The 17,097-nt window shown below is 33.0% G+C and carries 13 protein-coding genes and 3 pseudogenes; 7 read left to right on the top strand and 9 right to left on the bottom strand.

What is annotated here, in order from left to right:
- Positions 1 to 132: 132 nt before the first annotated feature.
- Complete coding sequence (locus BGI23_RS12155; RefSeq protein ID WP_070806055.1) at positions 133 to 1,035, bottom strand: hypothetical protein; 903 nt, start codon at positions 1,033 to 1,035, stop codon at positions 133 to 135.
- Between the two features lie 570 nt (positions 1,036 to 1,605).
- Here BGI23_RS12155 and BGI23_RS12150 point away from each other — a divergent pair.
- Positions 1,606 to 2,997, top strand: a complete 1,392-nt coding sequence (locus BGI23_RS12150) for an S-layer homology domain-containing protein (RefSeq protein ID WP_070806054.1) — start codon at positions 1,606 to 1,608, stop codon at positions 2,995 to 2,997.
- 582 nt (positions 2,998 to 3,579) lie between these two features.
- Positions 3,580 to 3,984, top strand: a complete 405-nt coding sequence (locus tag BGI23_RS12145) for a DUF3221 domain-containing protein (RefSeq protein WP_070806053.1) — start codon at positions 3,580 to 3,582, stop codon at positions 3,982 to 3,984.
- A gap of 330 nt (positions 3,985 to 4,314) precedes the next feature.
- Here the strand turns inward: BGI23_RS12145 and BGI23_RS12140 are convergent, their stop codons facing one another.
- Positions 4,315 to 5,046 (bottom strand): M15 family metallopeptidase, encoded by a 732-nt coding sequence (locus tag BGI23_RS12140; RefSeq protein WP_070806052.1) that lies wholly within the window; start codon positions 5,044 to 5,046, stop codon positions 4,315 to 4,317.
- Positions 5,047 to 5,303: 257 nt separating this feature from the next.
- On the opposite strand from BGI23_RS12140, the gene BGI23_RS12135 reads away from it, so the two are divergent.
- Positions 5,304 to 5,558, top strand: a complete 255-nt coding sequence (locus tag BGI23_RS12135; RefSeq protein WP_000900688.1) for a SunI/YnzG family protein — start codon at positions 5,304 to 5,306, stop codon at positions 5,556 to 5,558.
- 317 nt (positions 5,559 to 5,875) lie between these two features.
- The gene (locus tag BGI23_RS12130; RefSeq protein WP_070806051.1) at positions 5,876 to 6,511 is read left to right on the top strand and encodes an MBL fold metallo-hydrolase; all 636 of its coding nucleotides are present in this window, start codon (positions 5,876 to 5,878) and stop codon (positions 6,509 to 6,511) included.
- A gap of 199 nt (positions 6,512 to 6,710) precedes the next feature.
- On the opposite strand, the pseudogene BGI23_RS12125 reads toward BGI23_RS12130, so the two are convergent.
- From BGI23_RS12125 to BGI23_RS28685, 3 genes and pseudogenes are all read right to left on the bottom strand, one after another.
- Positions 6,711 to 7,268 (bottom strand): annotated as a pseudogene (locus tag BGI23_RS12125) (M56 family metallopeptidase); the annotation flags it as partial.
- Positions 7,269 to 7,465: 197 nt separating this feature from the next.
- Positions 7,466 to 7,936, bottom strand: a complete 471-nt coding sequence (locus BGI23_RS12120) for a DUF6773 family protein (protein WP_070806050.1) — start codon at positions 7,934 to 7,936, stop codon at positions 7,466 to 7,468.
- A 1-nt stretch (position 7,937) separates the two neighbouring features.
- Positions 7,938 to 8,134, bottom strand: a pseudogene (locus BGI23_RS28685) (helix-turn-helix transcriptional regulator).
- Positions 8,135 to 8,336: 202 nt separating this feature from the next.
- Here BGI23_RS28685 and BGI23_RS28680 point away from each other — a divergent pair.
- A pseudogene (locus tag BGI23_RS28680) lies at positions 8,337 to 8,576 on the top strand (IS4 family transposase); the annotation flags it as partial.
- Positions 8,577 to 8,813: 237 nt separating this feature from the next.
- Here BGI23_RS28680 and BGI23_RS12110 read toward each other — a convergent pair.
- Complete coding sequence (locus BGI23_RS12110) at positions 8,814 to 8,993, bottom strand: DUF4083 family protein (protein WP_048554421.1); 180 nt, start codon at positions 8,991 to 8,993, stop codon at positions 8,814 to 8,816.
- Between the two features lie 335 nt (positions 8,994 to 9,328).
- On the opposite strand from BGI23_RS12110, the gene BGI23_RS12105 reads away from it, so the two are divergent.
- Entirely contained in the window at positions 9,329 to 9,775 is a 447-nt protein-coding gene (locus tag BGI23_RS12105) for a hypothetical protein (protein ID WP_070806049.1), read from the top strand.
- 414 nt (positions 9,776 to 10,189) lie between these two features.
- Positions 10,190 to 10,675 (top strand): hypothetical protein, encoded by a 486-nt coding sequence (locus BGI23_RS12100; protein WP_070806048.1) that lies wholly within the window; start codon positions 10,190 to 10,192, stop codon positions 10,673 to 10,675.
- A 278-nt stretch (positions 10,676 to 10,953) separates the two neighbouring features.
- Here the strand turns inward: BGI23_RS12100 and BGI23_RS12095 are convergent, their stop codons facing one another.
- The 3 genes from BGI23_RS12095 to BGI23_RS12085 form a co-directional block, all read right to left on the bottom strand.
- On the bottom strand, positions 10,954 to 11,553 hold the full coding sequence (locus BGI23_RS12095; protein ID WP_000023360.1) for a CalY family protein: 600 nt from the start codon (positions 11,551 to 11,553) through the stop codon (positions 10,954 to 10,956).
- Between the two features lie 258 nt (positions 11,554 to 11,811).
- On the bottom strand, positions 11,812 to 16,053 hold the full coding sequence (locus tag BGI23_RS12090) for a S8 family serine peptidase (RefSeq protein WP_070806047.1): 4,242 nt from the start codon (positions 16,051 to 16,053) through the stop codon (positions 11,812 to 11,814).
- Between the two features lie 401 nt (positions 16,054 to 16,454).
- Positions 16,455 to 17,096, bottom strand: coding sequence for a response regulator (locus BGI23_RS12085; RefSeq protein WP_000590665.1), 642 nt, complete (start codon positions 17,094 to 17,096; stop codon positions 16,455 to 16,457).
- Position 17,097: the final 1 nt, after the last annotated feature.

Raw genomic sequence — 17,097 nt, 5'->3', positions numbered from 1 at the left:
TGCAAGCAGCTAATAAAAATGAACCAGAAGATAATGTTTTAAAGTAACTAATTCAAAAAAGCCTTGTAACATATTACAAGACTTTTTGAATTGGTATATACATTATAGATAGATAATTTTATTTTATTAAAATCAAGACCAAACCCATTGCTCTTTATTTGTATTCTGTTTAATTTTATCGTTAATTTTCTGGATATGGTCATACGTTGTTTTATCCATTCCATGGAAATTAGATCCATCATGAAAATCTACTCGAACCATATCACCTATATTAAATTGTTGACCTTGTGTTAAATCCACATAAACAACATCATTTTTCCCATTTTTAGAAGGGTACTTGACAGCTACATAATCGGTATAATCTTTGTCTATTTTTGTAATTTCTCCGATTACAAAATTAGGTTGACCATCTTCTTTTTCATACATTCCTGGTTTCAATGTTGTACCTTCTTTTTCTAAAGACTTAGTACTAGTACTATAATCATTAATTTGCGTTTTAACTTTTTCTACTTTTGCATTTACAGCTATAGGTGGTATGGATCTCGCCCAAAAATCACTTTCTACTTTCACTAAGTCATTAACTTTAAAGTTATGAGTATTTTTTAGAGGCACACGAAGATCCTCTGGATTTCCGTTATTATCTATATATGTAACTAATAACTCATTAGAAGAAACTTCACTTACATGCCCTACTGTATATTTCTCATAGTTTCCAGGAGCTAATTCAAAATGCTCAACAGAATTAGCCGTTAAGCTTGTAGTAAATGCGTTTTGAAGTAATGGACCATTACTATTTACTTTTACATATTCACCTAGTTTTGCATTTGCTTGAAAATCAGTATAAATAGTTACACTTTCATTTAATTCTTTACTTTCAATGATAAAATACTTTGACTGTACTTCTATTACTTTCCCCTCAACTGTAGTGTTGAACTCTTGTACAGCTGCACTTGCTGTTAGTGAATCTACTCCTGGTATATTACTTCCCGTTAATGCTGCAAATCCTAATGCACCAGCTAAGATGACTTTTTTCATATTCTAAAACATCTCCAATCATATCTATTCACTAACTGATTTCCATTATCAATTAGCGTGTAATCATTATAGTTACAACTTTTAAAGAACGTCAACAAAAAGATCATTACACTTTTGTAAGGTAATAAGGTTAATAATATATCAAGTAACTTTTTCACGAAGTAAGTTTTTTTATCTAGAGAGCCCTCTCACTACATAGGATTAAAAATAAATTTATTCATCCTTATAGCTATTATAATGAGTAATTATTCACCTTATATAATAATTACTTACTACATTATTAACATGGTTATCTTACAAAAATGTAATTCTTTTTTAATTGACACTCGTACATATAAGTAACTATACTGGTTACAAGATCTTGGTAAATATATCAAATAGTCCTTATTATAAGTGTATGTCTATAGATTTTTTTCGAAATAATAGTTTAAATTAACTAATTATTATTTACCTGTATTATAGTGAATTTGCCAACCTACTCTATTCTTTAAACTAAGTCATATTACTTATAAGATTCACTATAAATGATAGATTTACCCAGCTGTAATATTATTTTAGGAGTGTTACATTTTGAAATACAAATTAATTGCTACAGGAATTCTTGCTGGAAGTCTACTATCCTACTCATCTAGTGCATTTGCAAATACTCATAAATTTCCAGATGTCCCAAATTGGGCAAGCCCTTCTGTAAATTACCTAGTTGAAAAAGGCGCATTACATGGAAAACCCGATGGTACTTTTGCCCCCGCTGAAACAATTGACCGCGGTTCAGCTGCCAAAATAATGGCTATAATGCTTGAATTAGAAATTAATAAGAATGCTAAACCATCTTTCCAAGATGCTCAAAACCACTGGGCAGCACCATACATTGCAGCTGTTGAAAAAGCAGGTGTTATTAAAGGAGATGGAAATGGTAACTTCCTTCCAACAGGTTTGATTAATCGTGCATCCATGGCTTCAATGGTGGCAAATGCTTATAAATTAGAAAATAAAGTTACTAAAAATAGCGTAACTACATTTGAGGATTTAAAAGGGCATTGGGGAGAAAGATATGCCAATATTTTAATACAAACAGAAATTTCTAAGGGCACTGAAGATGGAGAAAACTGGTCCCCTAATAGACCAATTACCCGTGCAGAGGCTGCACAATTTATTGCAAAGTCTGATCAAATCGACCACCAAACAAAGAAAGAAGAAAATGCTGTAGTTGGTGTAATAAATGATGCAGATTCTTATTATGTGACTGTTGCATATAAAAATGCTAATGGAAATAATCAAGAAGTTACTATAGACTTCCCGAATGGTAGTAACTCTAATTTTAAAAACGGAGACAAAGTTAAAGTTGCTAACAAAGATCAATGGAAACATCAAAAAATCTATGGACAAACTGTATTTTACACTGATGTAAGTTCTATTTCTAAAATAAACGAAGAATCTAACAAACAACAAGAAAACCATGTAATGAGTAAAGATAAAGAACAAAAACTCTTAGCACAACTAAAAAAACGTTCTGGTACAGTGACAAAAAAATCCGAAGATAGCTTAGAAATTTCAAGTGAAAATCAAGCCATTCTTGCCCATGTTAATCCAAAAGTATTACCAAACATTCAGATAGGCGATACAGTAAATGTTTATGCTCAAGCATTTGAAATGGCCCCTATTCTTCTAATGGACTTACCTTTCGATGCAAGAAACGCGATTATTCAAAAAGGAAATGAACAAAATATTTTAGAGAATCAATACAAAAAAATCAAAGGAAATGTTACAGGGAAATCTGATAATTCAATCTTAGTTTCAAGTAACAACATAACTTATGAAGTTGAAACTTCAACCGAAGTATTACAAAATATTATAATCGGTGATACGGTGAACGTTTATGCTGCATCTTTTGAGTTTAGCCCTATTTTACTTGCTGGTGTTCCTGCGAAGGCTATTTCTCCTATTGTTGAAAAAACAAACTAATGTTCAACATTCTATAAATTTGTTGACTTCATCCGAAAAGAACTCCTAAGTAACATAGGAGTTCTTTTTATGAAGTTATATATTTTTTATCGTACTCGTAATACCTAGTATATTAATCGTGATTTACTATCTGTCCAACAGTAACTATCTTATTTTTATTTCTATAAGTTTTTATCAAGAGACAGGGCTTTATTTCCCCATCTTTCTTTGAACTCCCCCACTCTCACTTCTAAATAAAGTGAACGTGTGTAATTCAACTGTTTTAAAAAAATCAAATTTTATTGCTCAAGGCACCTTCGAACTTTAGAAGGAACAAAAAAAGAAGAGAGATTTCCTCCCTCTTCACCAATAAAATCAAACATATTTACAATTAAGGAAGGGTATACATTCATCAGGGGATGAATGTAATAATAATATTTCACTTAGTGAATTATAACACAAATCCACTTCCATTAATAGATAATTTTAACATTTATGGATTATATGTGACAGAACTGTTAAACATCTTAATATTAAAAGGTTTTATATGATAGAACTAGAAAATTGCTAGTGTAGGGATAAAATATAAGGGGGATATGTATTATGTTTACAAAAAAACAAAAATTAGTAACAACCGTAACAGCTTTAACATTAGGATGTGGATTTACTTTCGGATTAACACCGGCATTTGCAGATTCTAATAAGGCGTCTGTAAGCACTGCACCTATTTATTCTATTCATAAACAAGAACAAGATCCTTTTACTGGATATGTCATTTCAGTAGAAAACAATTATTTAGTGGTTGCTTCAACATCTACAAAAGATGAAGCTCTCGCTTACCAAAATGATTGGTGGGAGTTAGTAAATCAAAATAAGATTTTAAGGGTTCCTATTTCAGATGGTGAAAATTACACTATAGGTGAACATTTAAATGTTTATGCTGCTGCATGGACCAAATCTTTACCACCAATTGCTGTAATGCCTAAAATTGAAAAAGTAATTCAATAGATTATGCAAAAATAACAGGGCATCATTCTAATTAAAATGATGCCCTATTATTTAGTAAAAAACCTAATACGTAATATTTATATTCTGTTACGTTGCTCTCTGATTCCATCATATATTAACCTAATACCTATCATTCTGCACCTGACGCAAGATCCTACATCTCACATTACTGTAAAGATATTACTCGCCATCTTTCATCTCTAAAATAGTAGTATCGTTTACAATCCCATGACATACCCTTTAAGAGCATTAAGAAATACCTTATTTCATAACCCTATCTTTTACAACCTTACTGCTATCGCAAACCAATTTAATTCTTCAATTCTATTTTCACAGATTCATATATTCTTCTAAAGTCAATTTTTCCTTATATATACTTTCAGCAATATCCCCTACATAGCGAATATGCCACGGTTCATAAGCGTATCCAGTAATACTCTCTTTACCTTTTGGGTAACGAATGATAAATCCTGCACGATGTGCATTTTCTTTCAGCCATTTTCCTTCTTTCGTATTCGCAAAGACTAGCTCTAGCTCATTATTTGCACTTTTAGAAGAAACATCCATCGTTAATCCTGTTTGATGTTCACTATGTCCAGGCTTTGCCGAGAAGCGATCTGTATGCTCTTGTCCTTTTCTTTTCACGTTGTTTGCATACAGTTTTTTTTGATAATCATAGGAGCGAAACCCTGAAACAGCATTCAACTGGATTCCTTCTTTCTTTGCTAAATCAAATAACCTTTCTAGTGCTTCTGCTGCCTCTTTACGAAGGTAACTCTTTTCTAGCGTTCCACTGAATGAGAATGGTACATTTGGTACAACTAAATCTTCCGGTTTATAGTCTTCAGGCAATCCAGATTCTTTATTAACTACAGCTTGTACACTAGCAAAAGAACTCGCTATGTTATTTGAAGTACCTTTTTTCTCTTTATTTATGGAGTTTTCATGGGTTTCATAGTTTGTTGTTTTTTGTTCTTTACCAATAGATTGATTGGTATAAACGATAAAGATACCAAGTATCACAATCATACAAGTAAAAATCCATACTAATTTAATTCTCATTATTCATTTCCTTCCTGCCACTCTTAATGTTTCTCGTTCATAATACTACAACCATATCAAATTCATATTAATTTGAAGTGAACTTTTGTTCTTAACATATTTCTTAACAAAAAGACAGTATATCCTCCTTTTCGTTCGATACGCTAAAGATGCTAACACGCAGAAAACAATTCTATTCCTACATATAGAAAAAAATCTAAAAATTTGTATAATAAGATTAGAAGTGTAGCATTCTATTATAGAAAGGTCTTGGTATAATGCTAGGTATTAATGTAAAAAAAACAAAAGAAGAGTTAATAATTTCATGGCAATTGGCGAAGATTACGATTCCATTACGTGATGTAATTGAAGTTACTGAAGATGCTACCTATGCGGGTGTTGAAGATACTAGTGCAATCCGTATTGGAACTGCATATGGAACAACGGACCGTATTTTAATAAAAACGGTAAAACAAAATTATGTATTATTTACGACAAATAAAGTTTCAATTTTAAATGCAATAAACGCTTAAAAATGAACATATTAACGGGCTCAAACAAAATCCAAATAAAAAATCCTGATTCTGTGTATGATCCCACTAGTAAATGTATAACGGATTTTTTTGTCTTATATAATGATTTGGAAAGTTAAAAGATTCAAATCTACTTCGTCCTGATGGGTCCTTAAACTATCTAAAAGTAGCATCTTTCTTTCCCCTTCATCCTTTACAAGGATATTGTATCAAAGGTTACTTGTAGTTTAAGCTAGAATAATGTTATTTCTAATTGGAATGCTCTTATTGTATTGTAAAAGTATTTCAGTAACATTAACGCAAAGGAAGTGTACAGCATGAAATGGATACGAATCCCTGTAGGACCAATCAAAGCAAATGCATATATTTTATCTAATGTCGACAAAACTTGCGTCATCTTTGATCCTGGTGGTGAACCAGACAAAATTAATCAATACATACAAACAAATGATTTAATTCCCAAAGCTATTCTTTTAACTCATGCTCATTTTGATCATATTGGGGCAGTAGATGAGGTAAGAACAAAGTGGGATATCCCCGTGTATCTTCATCAGGCAGAACGGGATTGGCTTTCAGACGCCGAATTAAATCGTTCCGCTCTACCTGGTAGAAAGAAAACAACGGCAAATCCTGCAGATTATCTAATTGAAACGGAAGAGGAAATTCATATTGGTTCCTTTTCTTTCAAAGTATTGTTTACCCCTGGGCACTCACCTGGGAGCGTATCTTACTATATCAAAAATGAAAATATTCTTATCTCAGGAGATGTACTTTTTAAAGGTGGTATTGGCAGAACGGATATAAGCGGAGCAGATCACAATCTATTAATGAAAACAATCCAACAAAAACTATTTAGTCTCCCTGAAAAAACTCTGGTTTTAAGTGGGCATGGTGATGTCACATATATTCAGAATGAACGAAAACAAAACCCATTTCTAAGAAATTTGAGATAGTATTTATTTTATTAACGAGACCGGAATTTGTAATTTAAATGGATAATTCTAATATCCATTTAAACCCAACATCTAATACCAATTTAAGCCGAGTAGGCTTACTTTCAGTTGATTATGATAGATATTTGCAGTAAAGATAAAAGCTATATTGTACAAGTTAATTTGAAGTACAGTTCAATTCTAATCATGCCTTAGTTGCTATATCTGCATGTGCATTTAATAAAGACACAGATGATACAGCAATAATAGCAACAACTCCAAATGCAGACCAACGATAAGAGTTCTTTTTTAATTTTTTAATCATAAGAATTCTCCTTTTTAATGTTCTTTTATTTCTACTTAAGTTCGCTAAGCTTGGTACTTGATAATAACTTGAGTAGTGTTCTAAAAGGGTAATAATGGTATGACCATATGCAAGTTTTTCCTCTGAATCTATATATGTAAGAGCAAATGCATCACACGCCAGTTCCTGATCTTCCCGCATGGATGAGTAGGCATACCAAAGAATTGGGTTAAACCAATTTAGAATCAGTAAACCATGCATAAGCCAATTCACACCAACATCTCTTCGTTTGATATGAGCTAATTCATGATGAAAGATGTATCGTAACTGTTGCTCATCTAATACTTTCATATGTGCACTTGACAATAACACCCTTGGTCTAAGGAATCCGAAAACAGTTGGACTTGCAATTTTCCCAGCTAAGAGGAGTGGGATATCTCGCTTAACGGACATAGATTTCTTACAACTCTCAAATACAAGAAGCAGACAGAAGTCGAACTTAAGTTCATTGGAATTTAGTTTTCTATTTCTGTTAGGTTGATGGCGATGGGGTAGCACCACATTGCCATCAACCTAACAGAAGTAAGTACACAAAAACATAAAAATAATGAAAAAAATACTAAAAAAGCTTATCATTAAGTGCTAAAGGATAAGCTTTTTTTCTATATTTATTAAATTTTATTGGATTTCTTCCATGCTAATACTGTAATAAGATATTGTATACCAAATAGGAAAGCGAAAAGTATAATAAATCTTGCTATTACTGCTAACCATCCAACGAAATCTTCAGGTAAATTATATTTGTATGTGGTAGCACCTATTGCTACAAAACACAAAATAAAGGTATCACTCATTTTTTCTTTTAATTTTTCTTTTAATTGCTCTTTATTATTAATATCTGTTTCATAAACACCAGTTAGAATAGATTTAATAAAGAAGAAAATCATATAACAAGTTATAATGGCTAATGAAGCAATCCATTCTAGGAATGGGCGGTGTAGATATGCTCCCCTTATAATAACATCTATAAAAGCTAATAATAGGACAACAATTCCAGATTGAGCCCAAATTTTCATTTCAATTTGTTGAATTCTTTCATCTGAATGTGTACTGAGTGAAAACATTTTTTTTAGTTTTTCCATTTTAAAGCTCCTCCCAAAATAATTTATCTAAACTTTTATCTAATGTTTTAGCTATATGAATGCAAATTTTAATAAAAGGGGTAAACTTATTACTTTCAATAAGACTAGTGGTTTGTCGCGTAACGTTTACAACATCGGCCAACTCCAATTGAGCTAGCCTTTTTTAACCCTTGCAATTTTCACTTTACTTACAAACACTACATACACCCCATTTGTAAAGTTAACTTCATATCCAAATCCTATATTCTATATATTAAATTATTATTAACATAAATGCAATCTATATATTACATTAAGTCACATATAGATTGCAAACATATATTTTTTCATCTAAAACCATCCTACAAATCTAAAAATAGGCAATAATTTCTGTAGAATTATAGGAACGGATGGCTTTTTCATGTCTGTTTCTCTGTATGATGAATTAGAACTAATTGCTCACGAAATTCGAATTTTTTTATCTACATATACCTTACAGTATCTTGCTAGAGATGTTCGTTTTGTGCAACAAAACAGTAAGTACCAAGCAAAAGGTTTAGTAAATTTATGTGTATGAGTCGGCCAAAATATAGCTATAACTTCTTTAGCCCAGTTATCCAGCTGTTTAGAAACATCAACAAAAGTACTCATCAGCCCGGAGTGACTGAATCAACTGTTTTTTAATGAGGGGACCGCACCACTGTTACAACACCTACTTTTTGACAAAGACCGACTTATTGATATTTGCTTTTGTTAGCTTGATAGTGATTGGATACCTTCAGCATTTTGAAGAAAACTCACGCTAAGAAAAAATAAAATAAACCGTCCATATGGACAGCTCATTTACATGATTTTCGCTATTGGGAGCTATCGCAAACTAATTCTATTTTGAGTAAGGTCAATCTTTGTTTTGTTTTTCTAATAGTTGAATAACTTTATCTAACTTTTGCTCAACTGAATCTTGCTTTTTGCGATTGCTAGAATATCGAATTATACGTATAATCCCCCCGAGCAATGCACCGATGATCATTAATATAATAGCAACTCCAATATAATAAATAGAGTTTTCTAAAGGCATTATACAGGACTTCCTTTTCCCTATTTTACCATTTGAAAGAAATGATTTGTTGTTTGATTTTGGTTGTATACTCTATACATGTCAAGTTAGTATAACGTATCATTATCGGTACCAAGAACAAAGAGATCCCCTACTCTTAGAAAGAAACCTCCTTTTTCTTTTTGTTATTTGTGTATCCCGACTGTGACCACAAGGGAGTTATGTATCCGCGTTTTGGTATGCTTTATAATAAATATGCATAATTTCATATTTATTCTTTATATAACAATATTGAAATTTACATTTTCACCCTGTAAAATACAGGATGTTAAATAAATACCTAAGGGGTTGTTAATATGAAAAAATTCATGAGCATGTTAGCTATGTGTTTTGCACTAACACTAGCATTTTTACCATCTATTTCAAAAGCGGATTCTTCTCCACTACGAAGTGTAAGCATTAGTGCTATAGGTGATAATAACAAAATGTATAGTGCAAGCTCTTACTTATCTATTCCTGTTCTTAAGGGCGATTACCTTTATGTGAAAGTGAGTGAAGTAGGCACACCGGATTCATATTCAGAAGCTTTAACTGTTAATGGTATTAGATATGCAGGAAGTTCTTTAGACGAAGTCAGTTCTTATACTGGTCCATTCGGATTTGAAAAAACATTTAGATTACGTATCAAAGATTCGTACATCTTCTCAAACACATCAAATTCAACAAACACTATAGCTTTTGAAGCTAGAGTTCCTTTCTCAATGCAAGTATTATCTAAAAGTATATCGGTTCATGTAGAATAATTTATAACATTATTATTAAATAAAAAATACATCCCTATAAGGATGTATTTTTTATTTAATAGAAACATAATTTGAACTTACCGTTATAGAAAAAGGGGCACCATAAAAATGGTGAACTTAATATTGTTCAAAGTTACTTGTACTTATCTCCCAATTAATTGTGCAATGTCTCCTTTTCATCTACTAAGTTCCTTTACAAAAGAATAGAAACTAAAAAAGAAATAGAAATGAACCTTTTTTATTATTTTGTTCATCTTTTTTCGTTTTAGGAGGAATTTTATCTTTTGGCTGGGTAACAATGTGGAGGGATGCTAAATTTAAAAATCCCTGTAGTTACTGCATACTAGCAACACCCTTTTTGAAATTTAGGTTACTGCGATGTATAATTATCAAAAAACATAAGGAATTATATATATGAATAATATAAAAACAACAGCTGAAGTTCTGAGTATAGGGCTACAAATTGGTTTATTTTCAAAAACTGAAGTAATTGATTGGGCTGATCATACAATCGAAACATTAGATAGTCCTTCAATTGAAATTATAGAAGTTTCTCTATCTAGTAATGATAAGTTGATTGACATCGTACCTAAATTAAAAAATATAAAAGGAACGTATGATAAAAAATTACCCATAAAAATAATATTGGGACTGTTATGGGATAAATTTATTCTAAATGAAGAAAATGTATTGAAAATAAAACCATTTATATTTAATTTGATACATAATAATTGCTGTGAGGAATTCAGTTATGTAGATGAACAGCTATATAACTTTAATGAGGAAATTAATTTAGCCGCAGATAATATATATGGGAATCTAGAAGATATTAGTCAAGAATTAAAAAGCTTTTTATCTCCTTATAAAGACTTTAGTAAATACTTTAGTTTTTGGGGATAAAGGGCCAGGAAAGCTGCAAAGCTAGCGTAAAGCGCTAAATTCCCTCAAGGCATCTCAAAAGCTGAACAATTATTTAATATTCCTATACTATTCAACTTACAACAAAATACATCGTAAAATATATTTTACGATGTATTATAAAAGCGAAATCGTCATCAGTTTTCTAATCTATATATTTATGAGGAGCTTTACCATTCACGATAAACTCTTCAATTTTAGTACCGTTCTTTTAATCGAATACTATACGTCTTAAACATACAGTATACAAATCATTACACTTACTTTTCTTCACCGCTTGCTTGCATGGAATTAAACGTCCAATTTAATTTCAATGCATCTCCCTGAAATACATTTTGGTCTTCACCACTATCTACAAATGTGAACATTACATAAAAGGTATCATCATCACCAGGAGCAAGTCCATTTCCTTCTCGATCTACAATACCTTTCTTTACAAGGTCAGGAATACTTCCATTTTCCGTAGCTACCTTTAATTCAGATAATGTAGTAGACCAAATTGGAACCTCATTTTTATCCAAATTCCACAAGAAGTCCACACGGATATGATCACCAAAATCAGCATTTCCATTATCCCCCTTCGCATCGATTACACTGTAATCTGTCAGGAGTTTCACATCTCCTATTGCTAAGGTTCCTTTGTTAACTAATTGAAAACCACGCTCCATTTCATCACCCGGTTTCAGATTGTCGACATTGATAACCACTTCAGGATTTACACTCAAATCTAAAGTACCCGCTGCAAACGTGTTTTGTGATACTTCCTTATCACTAAAATACGCATATGTTCCCCCACCAATTAAAGATAAGCCCAGCGCTGCAGTTATAACACCCATACCAAGTTTTTTCTTTATGCTCATTTCACAAGTCCCCCTATTTTTAAAGTTCAAACTACAATCCTTATTTTCATCCCACAAACAATAATCATTAAGCAACCACCTTGTTCCATAACGAAAGTAAATACTCTTTAAACTAGTTACTTCACGTACCCCAACGACTATTACTTTTAAAATAACCGGTAATGTTACCGTATATCATTACCGGTTATTTGTTAGCCAATCTCATTTCATTTACTATTCATTGTCTGATTGCATTATTTACTCTAGAAGTTTGTCCACTTATTTTTTTGGTTCTAAGCCAATAGAACGTAAGATTTTATCTAATGTCACTGGCCCTACATTTTCTTTCGGTTTCTGATTTTCTTTAGCATCTGGACCCTTTTTCAAGAAGTTTTTCTCGATAAAACGAATATCTGTTTCATCTACAACACCATCTTGATTTATATCTCCATCTTTTACAGATACTGTTCCTTTTCCATACGATAAAGCTGCTATTCTAGCATCTTGAATATCAACCATTTTATCGCCATTTACATCACCTGCAGGGTTATCATCTATGTCAGCTCTAAAGTTTTGTCCTACTAATTCTCCATCCTGCATTTTCCCTATTTTTGTTGTTAATTTACTATTTAAATGACCTGGCATTTCTACGAAAATATCATATTCTTTATCGCTTACTGGAACACTATGAATCTCAAAATGCCCGTTATCATCAATCGTTCCTGTATATTTCTTTCCATCCTTGCCAACTGCGTACACTTTTGCTCCTAGTTTTGTATAGTCTTTCTTACCTAAATAGCCCTCTTCATTCAAGAAAGCTTCCGGACCAATATATCCTGTAACCGTTGAATGTTTCGAAACAATCGCAAAAGATTTATCTTTAAACACAGGAATCTCATTGCTTTCTGTTGCACCAACTTTTGTATAAGAGAACTTATCTACTCCAAATGCAGTTAAATCATTAAAGTATTCATCACTCGTCATCTCGAATGTAACATCTAAAAATGGTGTATCTCCATCTAATCCTTTAAATTCTTTTCCTTCCAATGACGCGCCAACTTTTACCTTGTTTTCCCAAGCTCCTTCTTCACTTACCTTCGGATCTTCTAATTTAAGGTTCAGTCCATGTTGTTTTACATATTCCGTAAGTGCTGGATTTGGTTTCACATCTGTAAATTTAAAGAGCTGCTTGTAATAAGGAATTTCAAATGTACCTGACATAAGCTGTTTTACATTATTGAGATTCAAAGTTAACGTAATTTTTTCACCTAATTTTATTTTATCTTTGTCATAACTTGGAACAGCGTATTCTGTCCCTTCTTTTACAAAGACATAATCTTTATATCCAGTTGCCATATTCCCCGCAGTGGCAAGGTCATATCCAAATAATCTTAAATTTAACGGCTCATTTATTTCCTCTGGAAGTACTCCAAATTTAAAATCACCATTTGCTTGAATTGTATTCAACCAACCTGATGGGAAGGCTGAGTTTTGATAATATACAATTTGATTCGCTTTTTGATCATACTGCAAGCCTTTTGCTTTTAATGCATCTACTGTAGAATCATAAATATTACCATGCACCCATAATGCATGTTGGCCGTCTTCTTCTTTAAACATAGAATCATTTACTTCGTGTATACCAGGTTGTACATCCTTAAATTTCATTTCCGGTATAACATTATCAATGATAATGCTATCGCCTTTTGTATACGATTTTCCTTCCTTATCATATCCAACGAAGTTTAATTCGTAATCTCCATCAGGCAACATAACAGGTTTATCCCCAATTGGATGAGCTGGATCCCCTGTAAATGGAAGTACATACCCTCCCATACCAGAAAACATCATATATTCAACATTCGGTGTTAGACTACTTGCATCAAGTGTACCAACGACTCCTAATGCCTTCCCTGTCTTACGGTCCTTCACAACTGCATCAATAGTTTCAAGAGGACTATTTACTTTAAATGTCAAAGGCGAACTTGGTCTCTCCATAAATGGATGGAATTTCGATGCATCTGTTGCCATTGCATCTCTCAGTAAATCTACAGACGCAATCCCTTTTTCTTTGAATTTAACTGCAAATGGTACTTGATATACTTCTTTTTCATTGCTTTTATTTGAAATATGAATATACCCCTCATATCTACCAAATTCAGCGTTATCTGGAATGATAATTTCAGGGCTAATTTCTTCTGATGTACCAGGAGCTACTTTAATAGAATCTTTTACGTTTAGCTTCACACCATTCTTCGCTGCATCTTGCACACCTACACTTGTAGGTGAAAACTCCACTTCTAATTTAAACTCTTTCCCCTCTGTTTTACTGCTGTTCTTTATTAAGACTTTTCGGCTATCTTTAATAGGTCCATTTTCGAGTTGGTTTTTATACCCAAATGCAATAGAACCTGTTTTTTCTTCAATTTCTACTTCTTCATCATCTACAACGTTGGATGTTTTATCGACAACCTCGATAGATGTATCCGCATGAACTGCACGATATGCATCAATTCGTCCTGAGCCCACTTCAAATACAGAACGCTCTTCTTTTAGGTCAACCGCGGTATTCATAAGTGCTTCTTTTACTTCAAATGGACTATAGTTTGGATGTTCTTGTAAAATGAGTGCTGCAACTCCTGCAGTATGAGGAGTTGCCATAGATGTACCTGACATACGTCCATACGCTACCGGATAATTTTCTCCATCCTTTGGATCATTAATATATTCAGGGACAGTTGAGAAAATAGACACACCTGGTGCTACAATATCTGGCTTAATATCATCTGTTTTAGTTGCAGGACCACGGGAGCTAAAATCAGCTAAGTGATCTCCCTCTGTTTTTATATTACTAAGTTCCCCAAACGCTAACGACACATCTCCTTGTACAGCTTTTGCTTGTAATTTCTCACCATCTACTTTTGTTAAGCGGAACGAAGGAATAGATGAAGTACTTTCCCCAAGATAACTTGTAATTTCCCCATCTACATTGTTATATACAATTACTGCCTTTGCACCTGCTTCCTTAGCATTTTTAATTTTTTCATCAAATGTAATCTCACCGCGTTGGATAAGAGCTAACTTCCCTTTCACATCTTTCCCTGTAAAATCACCTGATTTCCCAAGCCCTGTATATACAACCGATAAGGATTGTCCTTTCAAATCTTCAATCTTATCAGTAAAGCTTTTTCCAAGTAGCATCATCTTATCTACATGTACATCACCTGCATCGGCGGAAAACGTTGGGATATTCATTGCAGCGTCACTGGCTCCAACTGTAATTGGAAGTGCCGCTGCACTAGGTGATCCAATGGTACCTTCTCCCGGACCACTATTACCGGCTGCTACTACTGTAACAACACCAGCTAACATCGCATTGTTCACTGCGACAGAGGTAGGATATAACGGATCATTAATAGATGCTCCTAGTGATAAATTAATAACATCCATATCGTCTTTCACTGCTTTATCAATCGCAGCAAGAATACCGCTTGTTTGTCCACTTCCATATGGACCTAATACGCGATATGAATATAAATCTACATCTGGAGCAATGCCCTTCACTGCATAATCCACACTATTCTGTTTGTCTGCAGCAATTGTCCCAGCTACATGCGTACCATGGGATGTATAATATGCACTTCCCTCATAAATCTCAGGATATCCTCCAGAATTTTGCCAATCCTTATACGTTGTCTCCATTGGATCAGCATCATTATTAACAAAGTCCCATCCTTTTATTGAGTTCGGATCTATTTTACTCGGATCTTCACCTTGTTTTGCACGATACCCTTTATATGCATCTTTCAAATCCGGGTGGTTGTAATCAATTCCTGTGTCCAGTACACCTACCTTAATTCCTTTACCTGTTATTTTTTCATCATGCAGCTTGTCCACACCAATTTGCGGTACACTATCTGCCATTTTCGGTTCAACAGCAGTCTTAGCTGTGTCTTTCGGCAAATCAATTTTAACCTCATGATCTTCCCATACGCGCTTAACAATACCGGTACGAACTAAGTCTTCGATCATATTTGCTGGTAAAGAAATCGCTACACCATTAAAAGCATTTTTATATTCTCTTGTTATCTTTGCAGATTTTACAGTTGTCCCTTTCTCTTTATTCTTTTGAAGCTGTTCAAGCTCTGCTTTAAATCCTTTATGTGATGCTTCTACCTTTTGTTCCGCATTTGAAAGAGCTACCTTTTTCCCTTTAGCCGCTTGTTTTAGTACTTCAATTTTGCTAGGTGCTTGCTTAAATTCTATAATCACATTCACATTATCAGGACTTGCTGTATTGATACCTGGCGAAATAACAAAACCTGGTTTTGTATCTAACGTTTTTAAGGCATTACGTTGTTCCTTTGTAAGGCTTTTTAAGATAGCATTTGCATCATCAATTCCGGTTAAAGTAGATGTATTTACCTCTTCCGCTAATACGTTATATGGAATTCCTTGAGACAATAACATTCCAACTGTTAACGTTCCAATAAGAATCTTTCCAAATTTCCCTCGTTTCATATTGCATCTCCCCATTATTCATATTTTTTTGAAACCAATAGATTCTTCCATTCCTACTTAGTATTGGAAACTCTATCAATCTTAATCTTTTGTATCATGAAAGATTTCCAATACTACTATCATCCCCATACCTCATATAGCTAATTACTCACTTTACTCTTTCTATAAGAGCCTCCCATCATTTATTTTCAATAAAAAATTTTCACAAAATGAATTATTAATAAAGTTAAAATGTAATTCTATTTTCATTATTTCACATTTTGATTATTCTGAAAATTAAACAAAAGGAGTATCTTTTCTGTAAGAATTCTATGCCTACATAGTACAAAAGAACTATCTTGTCCTTTATTCTTTGTGATACAGAATAAAGCAATATGATAGTTCTTTGAAAGATTTCTTATTTAGTCTAGCGGAACCAATTGATTTCGAACTGCATAAATCACCGCTTGCGATCGACTTTTTACATTTAGTTTTTTAAAAATTTTATTGATGTGTATTTTAACTGTTTTATCACTAATATATAAAACTTCAGCAATTTCTTTATTACTAAGTCCTTTTACTAGTTCAAAGAGAATTTCCTTTTCACGTTCCGTCAGTTCATTTTCATTTGATTCTACTTTCATTTTTTGCTGATGATATGTAATTAATTTTTTAGTCATACGCGGATGAATAACTGAATCACCTCGGTATAACATTCGAATTGCTGCTACTACCTGCTCTGATGAGGAATCCTTCAATAAATAACCATCAGCACCGGCCTGAAGTGCATCCATTAAATACTCATCATGTTCATACATTGTAAACACAAGTACTCGGCAACTCGGATAATTTTTCTTCACTAACTCTGTAACTTCAATCCCATTTTTCCCTGGAAGATTAATATCCATCAAAATACAATCTGGTCGACATTTTTCTACTTTTCCCAATACTGCATCCCCAGAGCTAGCTTCTCCAACGACTTTCATATCAGATTCGTCCTCTAGTATGCTCCGAATTGCATCTCGTAAAAAAGCATGATCATCTACTACTAATATTTTAATCATT

It is taken from the genome of Bacillus sp. ABP14 (genome assembly GCF_001831375.1).
Lineage (GTDB): Bacteria > Bacillota > Bacilli > Bacillales > Bacillaceae_G > Bacillus_A > Bacillus_A paranthracis.
This window is presented reverse-complemented; position numbering and strand designations above follow the sequence as displayed.